This is a genomic window from Streptomyces sp. NPDC033221 (assembly GCF_055577005.1).
The window spans coordinates 327,696-340,341 of record NZ_JBVIQN010000005.1 but is presented as its reverse complement, the minus strand read 5'-3'; the positions used below and the strand labels follow the sequence as shown (position 1 = coordinate 340,341).

Sequence of the window (12,646 nt, the reverse complement as noted above, 5' to 3'; positions counted from 1 at the left end):
GTTACTTGTCGAACTTCGGCGGCGACGGGGTATCGGCGGCCGGGACCTCGGCGTCCTGCGTCGGCTTCTCCGTGATCGAGAACGACACGGTGAACTTCGCGGCCTCGTTGTCGGTCGAGTAGTTCGGCGACCGGGATCCGATTCGGACGGGGAAGACGTCCATGGACCGGTTGCCGGGCACGTCGCCCTTGCGCAGGAACACCACCCAGCCCGTTGCGTCCTTGGTGAGCAGCTGCTCGATCTCGTCGCTGACCTTGTCCTCGTAGAAGCCCAGCGAGGAGTCGTCGGCCTTGTCGCTGCCCGGGATGCTGCTCTCGAACGTGCTGCCCAGGTCTGGCGTTTCGATGGGCTGGTTGGCGAGCGTCCACCCGTCGATGGAGGCGATGGCGTTCGTCAGGTCCGTGCCGGCCTTCAGCTCCGGGCGTGTGGGCACGTTGCCGCTGTCGGCGACCTTCTCCAGCCACAGAACACGGGTGACGCCCCGGCGGCTGTACTTCTTGACCTGCAAGGCTTGCTGTCCGATTCCGGGACGGCAGCCAAACAAGCGGTGGTGGGATGGCCCCGCCCCTCGACGTCGTGTCGGGGAACCGACCCATCCCGAAGAACCGGGTGGGCGTCCGCGCGGGGCCTCCGCGGTGAGGATGCGAGCTCAGGGCCCCGGCTAGGTGCCAAGCCCGAACTACCGCACGTCGGTCACCATACCGTCACCAGTGATGGCGTTGATCGGCTGCGATCGGTGCGGGGAGCCTGACCGGCACTCGGCTGGCCTCGGTGCGAAGGCGTGTGGGGCGGTTGCTGGTTATTAAGTCTTGAACGAAAGATGCCCACCGTTGATCTTTTTCGCGAGGTGCAAGGCGCAAAGAGACTGGTCATGGGCTGAGGGTGATCGCTTGTGGCCATTTCGCAGAAACTTGCGGTCATCGGCTTAATTCTTGAGAGGTCCGATACGGCAGTGAGGGTGAGCGCAACTGTGCGCTCGCTCCGAGAACTTCGGAGCTTTCCGGCCATTTTGGAAGGATTCACCCGGTGAATGACCGCATGCCCGCGGATGCATTGGCAAGGGCCGGTGCGGCGCGGATGACAGTGGTCGTCTTCGACGTCCTGACTCACCTGTTGCTGCGTCACCGCGCACACCCCGCACAGCGACACTGCACCCGTCTCACCCAGGAGCTTCAGCGCCCGCCTGGACACGCGCGCAGCCCCATCGTTGCGCCGGGACGGCAGGTGTATCTGATCGCTATCACCCTCCTCCCGCCTTGGAAGGAGGCCCAGTGACGCCTACTCCGGAATACGGCCACCACCGTCAGCCACGACCGCAGGCACCTACCTCGATGCCGGTGGACTTCGAGGCACTGGTCCGCAGCCAGGGCAGGGTCTACTACGGTGCCGCCTATCGCGTGCTGCGCAGCCGCGAGGACGCCGAGGAAGCCGCCTCCGATGCCTTCATGGCCATCTACAAGGCGTGGCCCCGGGTGTTGAGCAGTCGTAACCCGTACGCCATGGCTTACAAGATCTTCAAGGACACCCTCAAGGACCGGCTGCGAGCGATCATGCGTCGGCCAGTCACCGAATGTCCCCTTGAAGACGACCAGATCGACAGTGATGATGCCTTCGCCTGGCTCGAAGCCCGGACCGAACTGCTGTCTGCCCTGGGAGAGCTACAGCGCACATCGCCGAGAGCAGCCGAGTGCGTAGTGTCGCGCTACTTCCTCAACGAGTCGTACGAGGACATCGCCGCGAAGTTGGGAATCTCGGTGGGCAACGCCCGAGTCAACGCCCACCACGGAAAGCGCCGTTTGTGCCACGGAGACAACCGAGACACCCGCTCCCACAAGGACACGCGGGACGAGGGAGGGACCCGATGAGCATCGAAGACGTCACTGGATCCGAAAATACGCAGCACACGCCGAGCATCGAAGCCCTCATGGATGCGGAACGCACCATGGTGCAGCGCGAATTGGACGCCTGGGACATGGAAGCGTTCGTCGCCAAGTTGGGTCAGCGCATTGCTACCGAACAGCAGCAGCCGAAGCGACAGCGACACACAAAGGCGCCGCAGCCGCCCCGCCCTGCTCCCTCCCGGCCCACCCCGAGCCGGCCGGGACGCGGCAACGGTCCCTCAACCCTTCGCCCCCCAGTCCACAGCGAATGGGAGCTGCAGCGGCTGTGTGAAGATGCTGTTACCGTCCCCGAGGTGAAGTCGCTTCTAGAGCGGTTCCTCAACGATTTCGACCCTCGTGGAGCGCGTGTATTCGCCTGCCTCCTGTATCTAGCCGACCGGGCTGACCACGCTCTGTTCTGGTGGCGATTCGCCTCCGGAGCCGAGGACGGCTTGGCTGCCTACTGCATGGTGCTGCACTCTAGCGCCAACGGTGAGAAACGACAGCTAAGTACCTGGACCCGCTACATTCGTGACCTGGCCTTCGATCCCGCACGGCATTGGCCTCAGCCAAAGAAGAACAGCACCATCACCGCGGATACCCGACGTCTGAGCAATTGCGTACAAACCAACGTACGCGCAGCTTCTATCCCAAACTCAAGCTCGCCCGCCATCATGCTGCCCACCGCCGACCTACCCAGAGAACTAGTGTCCCTGTAATTGCGGGCACGCGGCACTGCCCGAAGGCCCCGCAGCCTCCAATGCGGGGCCTTCGATGAGAGGTAGGGCTGACTCCGCGATGTGAGGCAGCAGCCTCCCAGATCGCTGGCCTCTTCGGCGGCACATGTCGGCTGGTTTCCACTTATGGCATGGTCGACCGCGGCGTCGGTGCCAACAAGCAAGCCTGACGCACAAGGGATTCTGCAGTGCCAGTCAAGTCCAGCCGTACCTGAGTGGTTGGCACCCTGATCGTTTTCTTAGTGGTGCAGTCGAATAAGCTATAGACTCCCCCTTGCTCTCCGAGATACAGAGCAGGGAAGTCGGTCGAAATGGGTTCTCCTGCCCCCTTCACGAAGTGCGTCTCTGCGTACTGTAGCTGGATTCCGAGCATCTGGACCGAGGAGCTAACCTCGCCAGTCTTCGCGGTCCGTCTCGCTTGGACAGATGCCTTGCCGCTGACCCAGAGGCCTAACGAAAGCGAAAGAACCAGGCCGCAGCATACGAATTGTCCCACCGCTCCCTTGCGTCCTCTAGGAAGCATGTGCAGTAGCGCCGCTGCCGTCAGAAAACCGAACAAGCAAGACGAAATCAACTCGTCACGGGAGATCGGAAATACGTGCTCACCAGATAGGGAGAGAAACAGAGCGGGTCCACTTATCGCGGCGAGAGTAGTAGTACGAAACCATCGAACTGTCAACAGTCGGCAAAATTCTGAGGCCAGTTGGCGAGGGGATGCGAAACTTCGCCGGGATACGGAGATGAAAAGCGCGCTCGGAATTAGCAACCCGAACGAACCGACGATAAACAAGGTCGCCACTACGGCGAGGCCCAAGAGTGCCCGGTTCAGCACTTCTGCCTTATCTACACCGACTTGAGATGGAGTTAAGCCGAAAACTGCGTAGAAGCGAAAGTGCGCAAGGTAGATGACTGCGTACAACAGCAGACCAGTCAGCGTGGTGGCCGTAGCTGCCAGTTGTAGGGTTCCTTTGGTGTCGTTGTCCTTTGCTGTTTCGAGGGCATCCTCCCGTGCCAGTGATTCCTGTAGAGGGTTGATCAGGCGCGCCTTCGCCCCGATGACGCTATCTCTGACGTTCATGCGGTAAGTGTGTATCAAGTGCCTGCTTAGTTGCACTCCCCTTTGGGTTCCCGCGGCATCCGGGAAGTCACAGGTCGACATGCCGCTCGTCAGAGCACAAACTTGCTGGTAGACAGATGAGGAAGCTAAGGCGCTGTGTCCCCGGTGACTCGCGGCACAGCGGGTGCCTCAGCCGCTGGCTGACAGAGAAAACCGCTGTGAGTAGCTGACGACACCCGCGGCGGAGCCCGCATCGTCCGTGCCGGCGTCGACCTTGAGCTCCCGCGCCCACACGTCGACGTCCGGAACGTCGATCGGCCAGCGCCAGTCGCCGGTCGCGGTGCGTTCGAGGACCGTACGTCGTACTCGGTCGGCCATCCACTCGGCCTGGTCGGTGCGGTTGGCGACGGCTGTCACCTGGTATAGGAGTTCCGAGTCTTCTGATGCGTCGACCAGGGGCGCGCCGCCGACGGGGCCGCCTTGCGGGTACAGCACCAGGTACGGCATCTCGGCCGGCTGGCCGTCGACGAGCGGTAGCTTCCCGAGACCGCACGGTCTGCCGGTCGCTTCGGCCAGCGTGCGGCGGAAGGCTTCAGACACGGCTGCGCGGTCGATCATTCGTCGTCTCTCAAGAAGCCTCCGCCGTTGGTTTCGACGGACAGGGCGCCGTACCGGCACAGTCCGACGGTGTCCCAGTCCGGCACGCCCGGCGTCGTGAGCACGGACAGGGCGCGTTCGCCGTCTTCGTCCAGGGTCTCGGCGATGACGACGGCGCGGGCGAGCAGCCCCAGCTTCCAGTCGCCGAAGACCTCCGCCAAGGCCGCTTCGACTTCGTCGGCCAGTTCGTTCACAGCGACCTCTTCACCGCATCGTTCAACTCCCGCACGAGGACGGGCCCGGCCTGTTCGACGGCCGGACCCAGATGTGGGAAGGGCGGCTGTGCGTAATGCCGGCCGAGACTGTCGGCACCGACGAACCCGAACTCCAGCCGCCGCGCCTGTGCCGCACGGGTGCCCACCTCGGCGACGACCACAGGGCCCGCGCCCTGCACGTCGGCGTGCCAGGAGGCCCGATACTTGCCGGTGATCACGCGCGGTCCCGGGCGGCCGGAGGCGTTGCGCTGCACCTGCTCGACCAGCGCCTGGGCACGGTGCCGCATTACGGTGTTCACTGCTGCCTGTGTCTGGGCGGCCCCTCGTTCCAGGGCGGCGGCCAGCGCAGCGGGGTCGGTGAACGCGCCGCCGCTCATGCGTCCACCTTGCGGTTGTGCTCCTCCAGCCACACGGTACGCAGCACCGGAACCGAGGACACCTCCCCGAGCGCCGCGACCCGGTAGGTACGGCCGACGGCCTGCTTGTCCCGGGCCTTGACCATCTCCACGGAGTCGTCCTCGCGCAGCTCGGGAACATCGAGCGGCAGCAGCAGCCGGTACCCGGCCCGAACCTCTTCGACCCACGCACCTTTGTGGCCGCCCTTGCTGCGGTTCCGCTCCTGGTGCCCGTACAGCCCCGCCTTACCCGAGTGCACCGTCAGCGGAGGAGCGGGCACGAGGACCCCGGTGGCGGGGTCGAGTACGTCTTCGCCGACCTCGCGGGTGACGCGCACGGTGTCCGGCATCAGGTGCCGCTCGGCGAACCGGGCGAGACCGCGCAGATCAAGCACTCAGCGCCCACTCCCGCAGCTGCGCCAGCATCCCGCGCGTCAGCTCCCCAGGTGCGCCGTCGAGATCATCGCGGGCGAGTACGGCTTCGTCGAGCTTGCGCCAGTCCACGGCGTCCAGGAACCCGGCCACGACGTGGCGCACATCCGCCGGCTCGACCACCACGTCCGCCAGACCCTCGAACTGCACACCCCTCCAGCCCTTGGCCACGTACAGCGTAACCTCGGTGCCCTCGTCCACGGTCTGGGTGATCCGGTACGCCTCCACCGACGAGGCGACATCGTGGCCGTCGAGCTCGATGACGGCAGGCTGCTCGGGGGCGGCGGATATACGGACGCGGTGGTACTGATCGGACGTGCTCATGGTTCGGAGCCTAGGTGCGCGAAGACAACGCCTGACTTGCCGGATCAGTGGGGTCATTGAGCAGTTGTATGGCTTCGATCTCAGTGTCGTGCCGCAGGGTGTTGATGAGCGTTCGGGGCCGGAGACTTTGGTTGCCCACAGGTCGTAGTCGGTGCACAGCCCCCATCCAGAAGGGCGCTGTCCGGGGCGCTGTGCCACAGTAGTTGCGAGCCGTCGAAGAACATCGACACCGCCGCGCCGTCCACGTCCAGCAGCGCGGCGCACTGTTCGCAGCACCGCTTGGACAGCCCCGGCCCGCTCGGCTGCAACTTCGCAACCAGGTCCGCGACCGTCATGCCTCTCCCCGCCGCAGCATGCTGACCCGCGCGTCGGCCCACGCCGTTGCCCGCAATCTACCGCCGCTTCCGGCACGCGGTCCTCCTGCGCGTCGCCTCCAGATGCGCGGTCCAGAGCAGCCGACACCGCCGGGTGCTCTCACCCGCCGACGACGGCCTCCTGAGGCCGGCTGCCGACCGGCTGGGGGCCACGCCGGACCGCGCGGCCACCCCTTCGGGTGGCAGATGGCAAAAACACTCCCATGCGCCCGCGCGGTGCCTAGGGTGGAGACGGCCACGCGGTTCCTGCCGCCGCCACAAGGCTCCTCACGCTCCGACGCACCCGCGGCCTCGGCACGATTGCCCGGTGGCCGGTTTCCCGCGAACGCGCAGAACAGGTTGTTGCGCTGAACACCGCCCCCCGACGCGTCACCCGCACCTACCTGGCGCATGGCCTGACCGTCGTAGAACTCCACGGCGACGTCGACATAGCGACCGCCGACGAAGCCCGTCGGCACCTGGAGTTGGTAACCGCCAGGCCAGCCTTCAGCTTGCTGCTGGACCTGCGGCCGGTCACTTTCTTCGACTGTGCCGGCGTGCGCCTGCTGATGTTCGCCCAGCAGCGCACGCTGGAGCAGTGCGGCCAGCTGCACCTGGTCTGCGACGCCCCGCAGATCCTGCGCCTGTTGGACATCACCGGCCTGCGCAGCCTCTTCCACCCGGTGCCCACGATTGGTCAAGTACTGGCTGACAGCGCCGTGCCCCCATGCCCACCGCGCCGCGGCCCCCACACGTCCTGACCGCACCCGGTGGCTGGGGGCGCGGCGCGAGCCCTCAGCAGCGGCCGGGCGAAGCCTCCGGATGGCTCAGCCTGGCCCGCCCCGCAGCGGGAACCCGCACAGCGCACCGGTCGGCGAAGGTCACGACGCTCGGGAAGGCGCACGGTGCCGGGCATACCGCCCGCGCGGGGCGGCGGGCGCAGACGCCGCCCCGCACCCTGCACTTCGCGCCCGCCCTGCCTTGCCGGGGACGGCGCTCAGGAACGTGAAGTTCTCATACCTCGGCCGGCGGCAAGGGGCTCGGGTGTGGAGGTGGGAAATGGCGGTCGCGGCCGGTGGCCTCGTAGGTGATCCGGTAGCCGCACCGTACGCACTCCTCGCCGACCACGACACCGTTCTCCACGTGAACGCGGTGGTGTTCGGCCGGGCAGCCGTGCGTGGCCAGGGTCGGGAGCATGGACTTCCCCTCCTGCCGAACTGGGGCCGGGTGGCCCACAGGTCGGGGGGCGGGGCCATTGTGCCGGTCCCCACTGCCGGGGACAGGCCGGGAACTGGCCGTCATGCGCAGCCGTACGGTCGCGCGGCACCCCGGGCAGGGCGGCGCGCCGCGGCCCCTCCCCTCGGCTGCGGCGCACCTGGACGTCCGGGGCCGCGCGGCGGCAGCCCCGGGACGGCGATCAGCGGCGTCCCCAGTGCTTGGTGTCGATGACGCGGCGGTGGTCGTTGCGCAAGGTGGCGGTGTCGCGCCGGTTGTCCCACACGTAGTCGCGGCGGTCCTGGTACACGTCGCGCCAGGTGTCACGGCCCTTGCCGGTGTGCACCCGCACCTCTTGGTGGCCGCCGAGGCGCAGGTGGTGGAACCGGTAGGTCTTGTGGGTGCGCTCGCTGGTCAGCGTCCAGTTGTCGAGGTTGACCGCGCGGCTGCTGGTGTTCTTCACGGTGACCCACTCGGCGTTCAGGGACCGGTTGGAGCCGTCGTCACGGCCGGGGGAGTCGGCCTGTACCGCGCCGATCATGACGGGGGAGCGGTACGCGGCCGGCGGGGTGTGGGCGCCGGTGGCGGAGGCGGGCAGCGCGGCGGCGGTGACCACGGCGGCCGCGCCGAGCGCGACGGCGGCCAGACGAGCGGAGCGGATCATGACGAACCTCCTGCGGACAGCCCCGCCGCGGGCGGGGCCGGTGGGAGCCGATGCCCGGTCTTGTGCCGGGCGGACTTCACTGTGCGCCCGCCCTCGCCCCCGTGGTTGAAAATCGGACTGCTCATTACAGAACACGGACATTTGCACAACCGCAGTGCGCTCGCAGTGCACGCCCCCGCGTGCGCCCGACGATCACACGCCCCCGCCACGCCAGCCCGCCCCAGGCTGTTGAGCTGCGGGATTTGACCAGGCCGGGAAGTCCGTCCCCCGGGGGTGTGGCCTCCCGTACGGGCGTGGCACCACACCGAACGTCCGCCAGCGCCCCATCACGCCGCTCCCGCGTTACGGCGACGCAGCAGACGGACTCGGCCGCTTCATCGAAACTGGCTCCGACCGGTCCGGTGGGACGGGCGGTGTGCGGGCGCCCGTCCCACCGGGCGGTGACACGGTGCGCTGTCCCCGAGCGTCAGTGCGGCAGTGAGCCGACCCGTGCGCGGGGCGCCTGCCCGCCTGGGTGGGCAGCAGACTCCGCCGGACGGGTGCAGTCGACTTCGCCCTGCGACGGCCCGGGAGATCGGCGGTGCCAGAGCAGCCACGCGGACGGCTACACAGTTTCTGGAGCACTGAGACTCCGCCAACTTGAAGTCGCAGGTCAAAGGGCTGGTGTGTCCCGTACTCGGGGGACTCACTCTGGTCGTGGGCGGCAGTCCGCGGAGAAGATCGTTCGTCAGGAGCCGCTCTCCTTAGAGCTCGTAACGCCATCACGATTCGGTCTTCTTGAGGCGTGTGGAGCAGATGAGGCTGCAAGCCAACGAGACGAAGGCGTCGTGGAGTTTCGATACGTTGTTCCCAGCGGACCGCGAGGCGTTTGAACGGGTGGAGCAGGGCGAAGGTCTGCTCGGCGACTAGCGGAGCTTGCCCAGGCCCTTGATGCTTGGGGAGCCCTTGCGGGAGATCAGCGCCTCGATACAGCGGCGCCGCAGCTCATGCGCACAGCCTTCGAGTAGTACGCCTTGTCGCGGGTCGGCGGCCGTGCGCGCCCCGAAGGCGCGATGCCCTTCGGGACGCGCGGCAGGGGTTCGGGTTCAGGCGTTGTAGCCACCGTGGGCGTCCAGCACCGCGCCCGTGACGTACGACGCGGCGGGGCTCGCCAGGAAGGCGATCGCCGCGGCGATTTCGTCGGGGTGCCCCATGCGTTGCAGGGACAGCGAGCTGACCAGGGCCTTGAGGGTCTCGGGGTCCGGCGGCTGCATGCCGCCCTCCATCAGTCCAGCCTCCACGACGTTGGCCGTGATATTCCGGGGCCCGAGGTCGCGTGCGACGCCCATGGTGTACCTCTCGATCCCGGACTTGGTCGCCGCGTAGTCGGCAAGGCCGGGGGCGCCGACCCGGGAGCCCAGTCCGGAACTCACCGTGATGATGCGGCCGCCCGTGCGCAGCACTCGGGAGGCGGCCCGGATGACGGCGATCACGCCGAGGTAGTTGGTGGCGTGCATCCGGTCCAGGGCGGCGGTGTCGGCGTCCGAGTCGTCCACCCTGCCAGCCACGGAGATCGCCGCGTTGTTGACGAGTATGTCCAGGCCGCCGAAGTGCGCGACCACGTCGTCGATCAGCGCCGGCGCCCGGCTCGTGTCTGCCTGGTCGGACTGGAAGGCGATGGCCTTGGCTCCCTTGCCGTGCACCTCGTCGACGACGGCCTGCGCCTGCTTCTCGGAGCTGACGTAGGTGAAGGCGACGTCGGCGCCCTGCTCGGCCAGCAGTCGTACGGTCGCGGCTCCCAGTCCACGCGACCCCCCGGTGACCAGGGCGACCTTGCCCATGAGTGGCTTGCTCATTCTTCTCACCTCGTTGATTGACTCTTCCCGACAGTCGCAACGCTAATTGTTACGACTGATTGTTGCAACCTTCATTGTTACGACTGGGCTGTCGTAACATAAAGCGTTGCGGCCGAGAGGAGGGGTCCATGAGTGCCAACAGCAGGTTGACCATTGCCGCCCACGCGCTGGCCTGGATCGGTCTCTACCAGCGCCAAGGCCATGAGGTCGCCACCTCCGAGCAGATCGCGACCAGCGCGAACACCAACCCCGTGGTGATCAGGCGGCTGCTCGGCGAGCTGCGCAGGGCCGGGCTCGTGGAATCCCGACGGGGCGTGGGCGCGGGCTGGTCGCTGGCGCGCGAGCTGGAGTCGATGACCCTGCTCGACGTGTACGAGGCAGTGGAACCCGGCCCGCTGTTCGCGATGCACCGCACCAACCCGGACCAGGAATGCGTGGTGGGTTACGGCATCCAGCCGGCTATGCAGGGCATCTACGAGGGCATCGAGGAGACCCTGAGACACGAGCTGGCCCGCGTCACGCTCGAGAACGTACTTCGGGACGTACTCGCGGCACCTCGCTAGCCTCCCCGTTACGCCCTGACATCGCCCAGATCGCCATCGATGCCCAGGCCAGTGAATAGCCTGGCAACCAGTCACGCCGAAGACGGTTGCGCCATCTCTCGCTCCAAGAACAGCTTGCCGGTTCGCACTCACCGTGACCGGGTGGCCTTCTAGTACTGCAACGGTGTTTGCCGTGACTGCTGGGCGGGTTCATGGGTTGTGTCCGCGTTGCTTGTAGTGACTGATGCGCGCTTGGTGCCGGCGTCGTCTGCGCCAGTGCGACCAGTGCGACCAGTGCAGGATGTGCTCGACCGGCACCGGCCGACGCCTGGTGAGGCGGGTGATCAGGCGTCGGATCTCGGCGAGGCTGTAGTAGGAGATCTCCTGCGGATGGCGGACGCTGCGGCGGGCCGGCACCCAGTGGCGGCGGCCGGGCCGATGCCAGGGCCGCACCTCCACCCGGGCCCAGTCGTAGATGCGCCGACCGTGGGCCCCGTCACCGCAGGAGCGGCGCTTCCACTTCTGCCGGGGCAGGCCGGGAAACAGGTCGTGGACGGGGTGGCCGACGGACCAGCGGGTGACGGCGGTGTCATGCCGGGTGGTGGCCATGACGTGGAAGACATCCGCCTGCTCCAGCTCGAAGCGCCAGCCCTTGGAGAAGCCGTAGGCGGCGTCCGCCGTCACCCAGCCGAACGGGATCTTCTCGGCGACGGCCCGGCGGCCCGGCGGCCCGGCGGACCATGGCCTTGGCCATGGCCACCTTGGTGGCGAAAGCGACCTCGTCGCCGATGCCGGCCCGGCGGCGGCGTTCCCGGTGGTCCGCCCAGGAGGTGGGCAGGTACAGACGGCGGTCCAGTAGCGTCCGCCCGCGCGGTGTCGCACAGGCGAGGAACACCGCCACCTGGTATTTTCCCGTGCGGCCGGCCGTGCCGGAGTACTGCCTTTGCACGCCTGCCGAGGAGGTGCCCTTCTTCAGGAAGCCGGTGTCGTCCACGATCAGCACGGCATCCTGGTCGCCGAGATGCTCGGCGACGTAGTCGCGCACGTCGTCCAGAACCTCCTCGGCATCCCACTCGATCCGGTTCAGCAGCCGGTGCAGCCGGTCCGGCCCGGCGCGGCCGGCCTCCTCGGCCAGTGTTCCAGCCGTTCTTCCGTTCCAGCGGAGCCATCAAGCCCCGCATGCAGGCCAAGGCCGACTCCCACGGCTCCGACCTGCTGAACCGGTTCAAGAACCGATCGTGCAACCGCTCCAACTCGCCCGACCACAAGCCGACATCAGCAAGGTCCCCACCCATACCCGCATCAACAACGAATCCGCCCAGCAGTCACGGCAAACACCGTTGCAGTACTGGGATCCGGCGCATGTTGGATCCCGAGTTGCCGGAACGGATCACCGCGCGGCGCGCGGAGCTGGACGAACTCGAAGAACGGCTGGCCAAGCAGCTGGCGGAGGTGCGGGCCGAGCAGGACGCGCTCACCGTCGCGGAGCGGGTTCTTGAGCGGATGAGTGAACAGCTTGCTGACGAGTGCGCCTCTGTCGCGCCGGTACCCGGGCAGGTGGGCGAACGTGCGGTGATGCTGGTCCCTCACCGCACCTCAGGCGTGGAGGAGACGCCCTTCCGCCGGACTCACCACCTGTGACTCCAGCCCGGACCGCCTTGTGTGCGAGGCTCAGTCGGCCCGTCGGGTGGAGTCGAGAAGCTCGCGGTAGCGCGTGGCGTGGACGGCGAGGTTCTCGTCGGAGACGGTGCGGGCGCCGTGCAGAACCAGCGGCTCGGCAAGACGCATGCCGATCAGGCGGGCGGTGGCGTCGAGGGGTGCCAGCAGCTGGGTCAGCGTGAAACGGGAGGTGGGATCGACAGAAGCGTACGACTCTTCCGGCCCGCCTGTGGAGGTGACCAACTGGAGTGTCTTGCCGCGCAGTGCGGAGCCGTTGCTGCCGTAGGCGAAGCCGTGGGTGAGGACCTGGTCGATCCATGCCTTGAGCACTGCCGGGACGGAGTACCAATACCAGGGGAACTGCCACACGATCCGGTCGTGGTCGCGCAGCAGTTGCTGCTCACGGGCGATGTCGAAGCGGCCATCGGGGTAGGCGGGACCGATCTCATGGACGGTGACGTGTGCGAGGTCGCTCACAGCCTCGGCCAGGCGGGCGGTGATGCGGGAGGAGGCCAGGTCGGGGTGGGCAACGACAACCAGGGTGCGCGAGGAGGCCGGGCCGGCTGAGGTCGCGGAGGGGAGGCTGGGATTGTTCATCGCGGTTGATCCTTGACTGTGGTCGGCTTACGGGAGAGGCGGAGCAGCTGATCCGTACGCCACCGCCGGTGACTCAGGTGACGC

Annotated in this window: 16 protein-coding genes and 1 pseudogene; 5 read left to right on the top strand and 12 right to left on the bottom strand. The window is 67.2% G+C overall.

Translation table 11 applies throughout. The annotated features are described in order from the left end of the window. Position 1: 1 nt before the first annotated feature. Positions 2-508 carry a phage tail tube protein gene (locus ACZ53K_RS09260; RefSeq protein ID WP_398477421.1) on the bottom strand — a complete coding sequence of 169 codons (507 nt, stop codon included), beginning with the start codon at positions 506-508 and terminating at the stop codon, positions 2-4. Positions 509-1,337: 829 nt separating this feature from the next. Here ACZ53K_RS09260 and ACZ53K_RS09255 point away from each other — a divergent pair. Both ACZ53K_RS09255 and ACZ53K_RS09250 read left to right on the top strand, forming a co-directional pair. Continuing rightward, positions 1,338-1,865 carry an RNA polymerase sigma factor gene (locus ACZ53K_RS09255; RefSeq protein WP_468833267.1) on the top strand — a complete coding sequence of 176 codons (528 nt, stop codon included), beginning with the start codon at positions 1,338-1,340 and terminating at the stop codon, positions 1,863-1,865. Further along, entirely contained in the window at positions 1,862-2,599 is a 738-nt protein-coding gene (locus ACZ53K_RS09250; RefSeq protein ID WP_468833264.1) for a hypothetical protein, read from the top strand. Before ACZ53K_RS09255 ends, ACZ53K_RS09250 begins: the two co-directional genes overlap by 4 nt. Before the next feature lie 142 nt (positions 2,600-2,741). Here ACZ53K_RS09250 and ACZ53K_RS09245 read toward each other — a convergent pair whose 3' ends face one another. From ACZ53K_RS09245 to ACZ53K_RS09220, 6 genes are all read right to left on the bottom strand, one after another. After that, positions 2,742-3,695 carry a hypothetical protein gene (locus ACZ53K_RS09245; RefSeq protein ID WP_468833262.1) on the bottom strand — a complete coding sequence of 318 codons (954 nt, stop codon included), beginning with the start codon at positions 3,693-3,695 and terminating at the stop codon, positions 2,742-2,744. Positions 3,696-3,863: 168 nt separating this feature from the next. Next, positions 3,864-4,292 carry a hypothetical protein gene (locus tag ACZ53K_RS09240; protein WP_468833261.1) on the bottom strand — a complete coding sequence of 143 codons (429 nt, stop codon included), beginning with the start codon at positions 4,290-4,292 and terminating at the stop codon, positions 3,864-3,866. Further along, positions 4,289-4,525 carry a hypothetical protein gene (locus ACZ53K_RS09235; RefSeq protein WP_468833259.1) on the bottom strand — a complete coding sequence of 79 codons (237 nt, stop codon included), beginning with the start codon at positions 4,523-4,525 and terminating at the stop codon, positions 4,289-4,291. Before ACZ53K_RS09235 ends, ACZ53K_RS09240 begins: the two co-directional genes overlap by 4 nt. Continuing rightward, a complete protein-coding gene (locus ACZ53K_RS09230) occupies positions 4,522-4,923 on the bottom strand; it encodes an HK97 gp10 family phage protein (RefSeq protein WP_468833257.1) in 402 nt (133 codons plus the stop codon). The genes ACZ53K_RS09235 and ACZ53K_RS09230 overlap by 4 nt, the downstream gene beginning before the upstream one ends. Beyond that, on the bottom strand, positions 4,920-5,336 hold the full coding sequence (locus ACZ53K_RS09225) for a DUF6093 family protein (protein ID WP_468833255.1): 417 nt from the start codon (positions 5,334-5,336) through the stop codon (positions 4,920-4,922). Before ACZ53K_RS09225 ends, ACZ53K_RS09230 begins: the two co-directional genes overlap by 4 nt. Next, positions 5,329-5,697, bottom strand: coding sequence for a hypothetical protein (locus ACZ53K_RS09220; RefSeq protein WP_468833252.1), 369 nt, complete (start codon positions 5,695-5,697; stop codon positions 5,329-5,331). Before ACZ53K_RS09220 ends, ACZ53K_RS09225 begins: the two co-directional genes overlap by 8 nt. Positions 5,698-6,370: 673 nt before the next feature. On the opposite strand from ACZ53K_RS09220, the gene ACZ53K_RS09215 reads away from it, so the two are divergent. Beyond that, positions 6,371-6,811, top strand: coding sequence for an STAS domain-containing protein (locus ACZ53K_RS09215; RefSeq protein WP_468833400.1), 441 nt, complete (start codon positions 6,371-6,373; stop codon positions 6,809-6,811). Between the two features lie 253 nt (positions 6,812-7,064). Here the strand turns inward: ACZ53K_RS09215 and ACZ53K_RS09210 are convergent, their stop codons facing one another. From ACZ53K_RS09210 to ACZ53K_RS09200, 3 genes are all read right to left on the bottom strand, one after another. Next, a complete protein-coding gene (locus ACZ53K_RS09210) occupies positions 7,065-7,247 on the bottom strand; it encodes a hypothetical protein (RefSeq protein ID WP_468833250.1) in 183 nt (60 codons plus the stop codon). A gap of 220 nt (positions 7,248-7,467) precedes the next feature. Then, on the bottom strand, positions 7,468-7,929 hold the full coding sequence (locus ACZ53K_RS09205; protein WP_468833249.1) for a lamin tail domain-containing protein: 462 nt from the start codon (positions 7,927-7,929) through the stop codon (positions 7,468-7,470). Between the two features lie 1,085 nt (positions 7,930-9,014). After that, positions 9,015-9,764 carry an SDR family NAD(P)-dependent oxidoreductase gene (locus tag ACZ53K_RS09200; protein WP_468833246.1) on the bottom strand — a complete coding sequence of 250 codons (750 nt, stop codon included), beginning with the start codon at positions 9,762-9,764 and terminating at the stop codon, positions 9,015-9,017. Between the two features lie 128 nt (positions 9,765-9,892). Between ACZ53K_RS09200 and ACZ53K_RS09195 the strand changes: the two genes are divergently transcribed. Further along, positions 9,893-10,327: an Rrf2 family transcriptional regulator gene (locus tag ACZ53K_RS09195; RefSeq protein ID WP_468833244.1), complete on the top strand. Its 435-nt coding sequence runs from the start codon at positions 9,893-9,895 to the stop codon at positions 10,325-10,327. A 348-nt stretch (positions 10,328-10,675) separates the two neighbouring features. On the opposite strand, the pseudogene ACZ53K_RS09190 reads toward ACZ53K_RS09195, so the two are convergent. Further along, positions 10,676-11,601, bottom strand: a pseudogene (locus ACZ53K_RS09190) (IS701 family transposase); the annotation flags it as partial. A 67-nt stretch (positions 11,602-11,668) separates the two neighbouring features. On the opposite strand from ACZ53K_RS09190, the gene ACZ53K_RS09185 reads away from it, so the two are divergent. Continuing rightward, entirely contained in the window at positions 11,669-11,947 is a 279-nt protein-coding gene (locus ACZ53K_RS09185; RefSeq protein WP_468833242.1) for a hypothetical protein, read from the top strand. A gap of 30 nt (positions 11,948-11,977) precedes the next feature. Here ACZ53K_RS09185 and ACZ53K_RS09180 read toward each other — a convergent pair whose 3' ends face one another. Further along, the gene (locus ACZ53K_RS09180) at positions 11,978-12,562 is read right to left on the bottom strand and encodes an NAD(P)H-dependent oxidoreductase (RefSeq protein WP_468833239.1); all 585 of its coding nucleotides are present in this window, start codon (positions 12,560-12,562) and stop codon (positions 11,978-11,980) included. Positions 12,563-12,646 lie beyond the last annotated feature (84 nt).

Excerpts from the sequence above, each read along its gene's own strand:
- ACZ53K_RS09250 (WP_468833264.1), top strand. The coding sequence starts at position 1,862 with ATGAGCATCGAAGACGTCACTGGATCCGAAAATACGCAGCACACGCCG.
- ACZ53K_RS09245 (WP_468833262.1), bottom strand. The coding sequence starts at position 3,695 with ATGAACGTCAGAGATAGCGTCATCGGGGCGAAGGCGCGCCTGATCAAC.
- ACZ53K_RS09240 (WP_468833261.1), bottom strand. The coding sequence starts at position 4,292 with ATGATCGACCGCGCAGCCGTGTCTGAAGCCTTCCGCCGCACGCTGGCC.
- ACZ53K_RS09230 (WP_468833257.1), bottom strand. The coding sequence starts at position 4,923 with ATGAGCGGCGGCGCGTTCACCGACCCCGCTGCGCTGGCCGCCGCCCTG.
- ACZ53K_RS09220 (WP_468833252.1), bottom strand. The coding sequence starts at position 5,697 with ATGAGCACGTCCGATCAGTACCACCGCGTCCGTATATCCGCCGCCCCC.
- ACZ53K_RS09210 (WP_468833250.1), bottom strand. The coding sequence starts at position 7,247 with ATGCTCCCGACCCTGGCCACGCACGGCTGCCCGGCCGAACACCACCGC.
- ACZ53K_RS09205 (WP_468833249.1), bottom strand. The coding sequence starts at position 7,929 with ATGATCCGCTCCGCTCGTCTGGCCGCCGTCGCGCTCGGCGCGGCCGCC.
- ACZ53K_RS09200 (WP_468833246.1), bottom strand. The coding sequence starts at position 9,764 with ATGAGCAAGCCACTCATGGGCAAGGTCGCCCTGGTCACCGGGGGGTCG.
- ACZ53K_RS09195 (WP_468833244.1), top strand. The coding sequence starts at position 9,893 with ATGAGTGCCAACAGCAGGTTGACCATTGCCGCCCACGCGCTGGCCTGG.
- ACZ53K_RS09185 (WP_468833242.1), top strand. The coding sequence starts at position 11,669 with ATGTTGGATCCCGAGTTGCCGGAACGGATCACCGCGCGGCGCGCGGAG.
- ACZ53K_RS09180 (WP_468833239.1), bottom strand. The coding sequence starts at position 12,562 with ATGAACAATCCCAGCCTCCCCTCCGCGACCTCAGCCGGCCCGGCCTCC.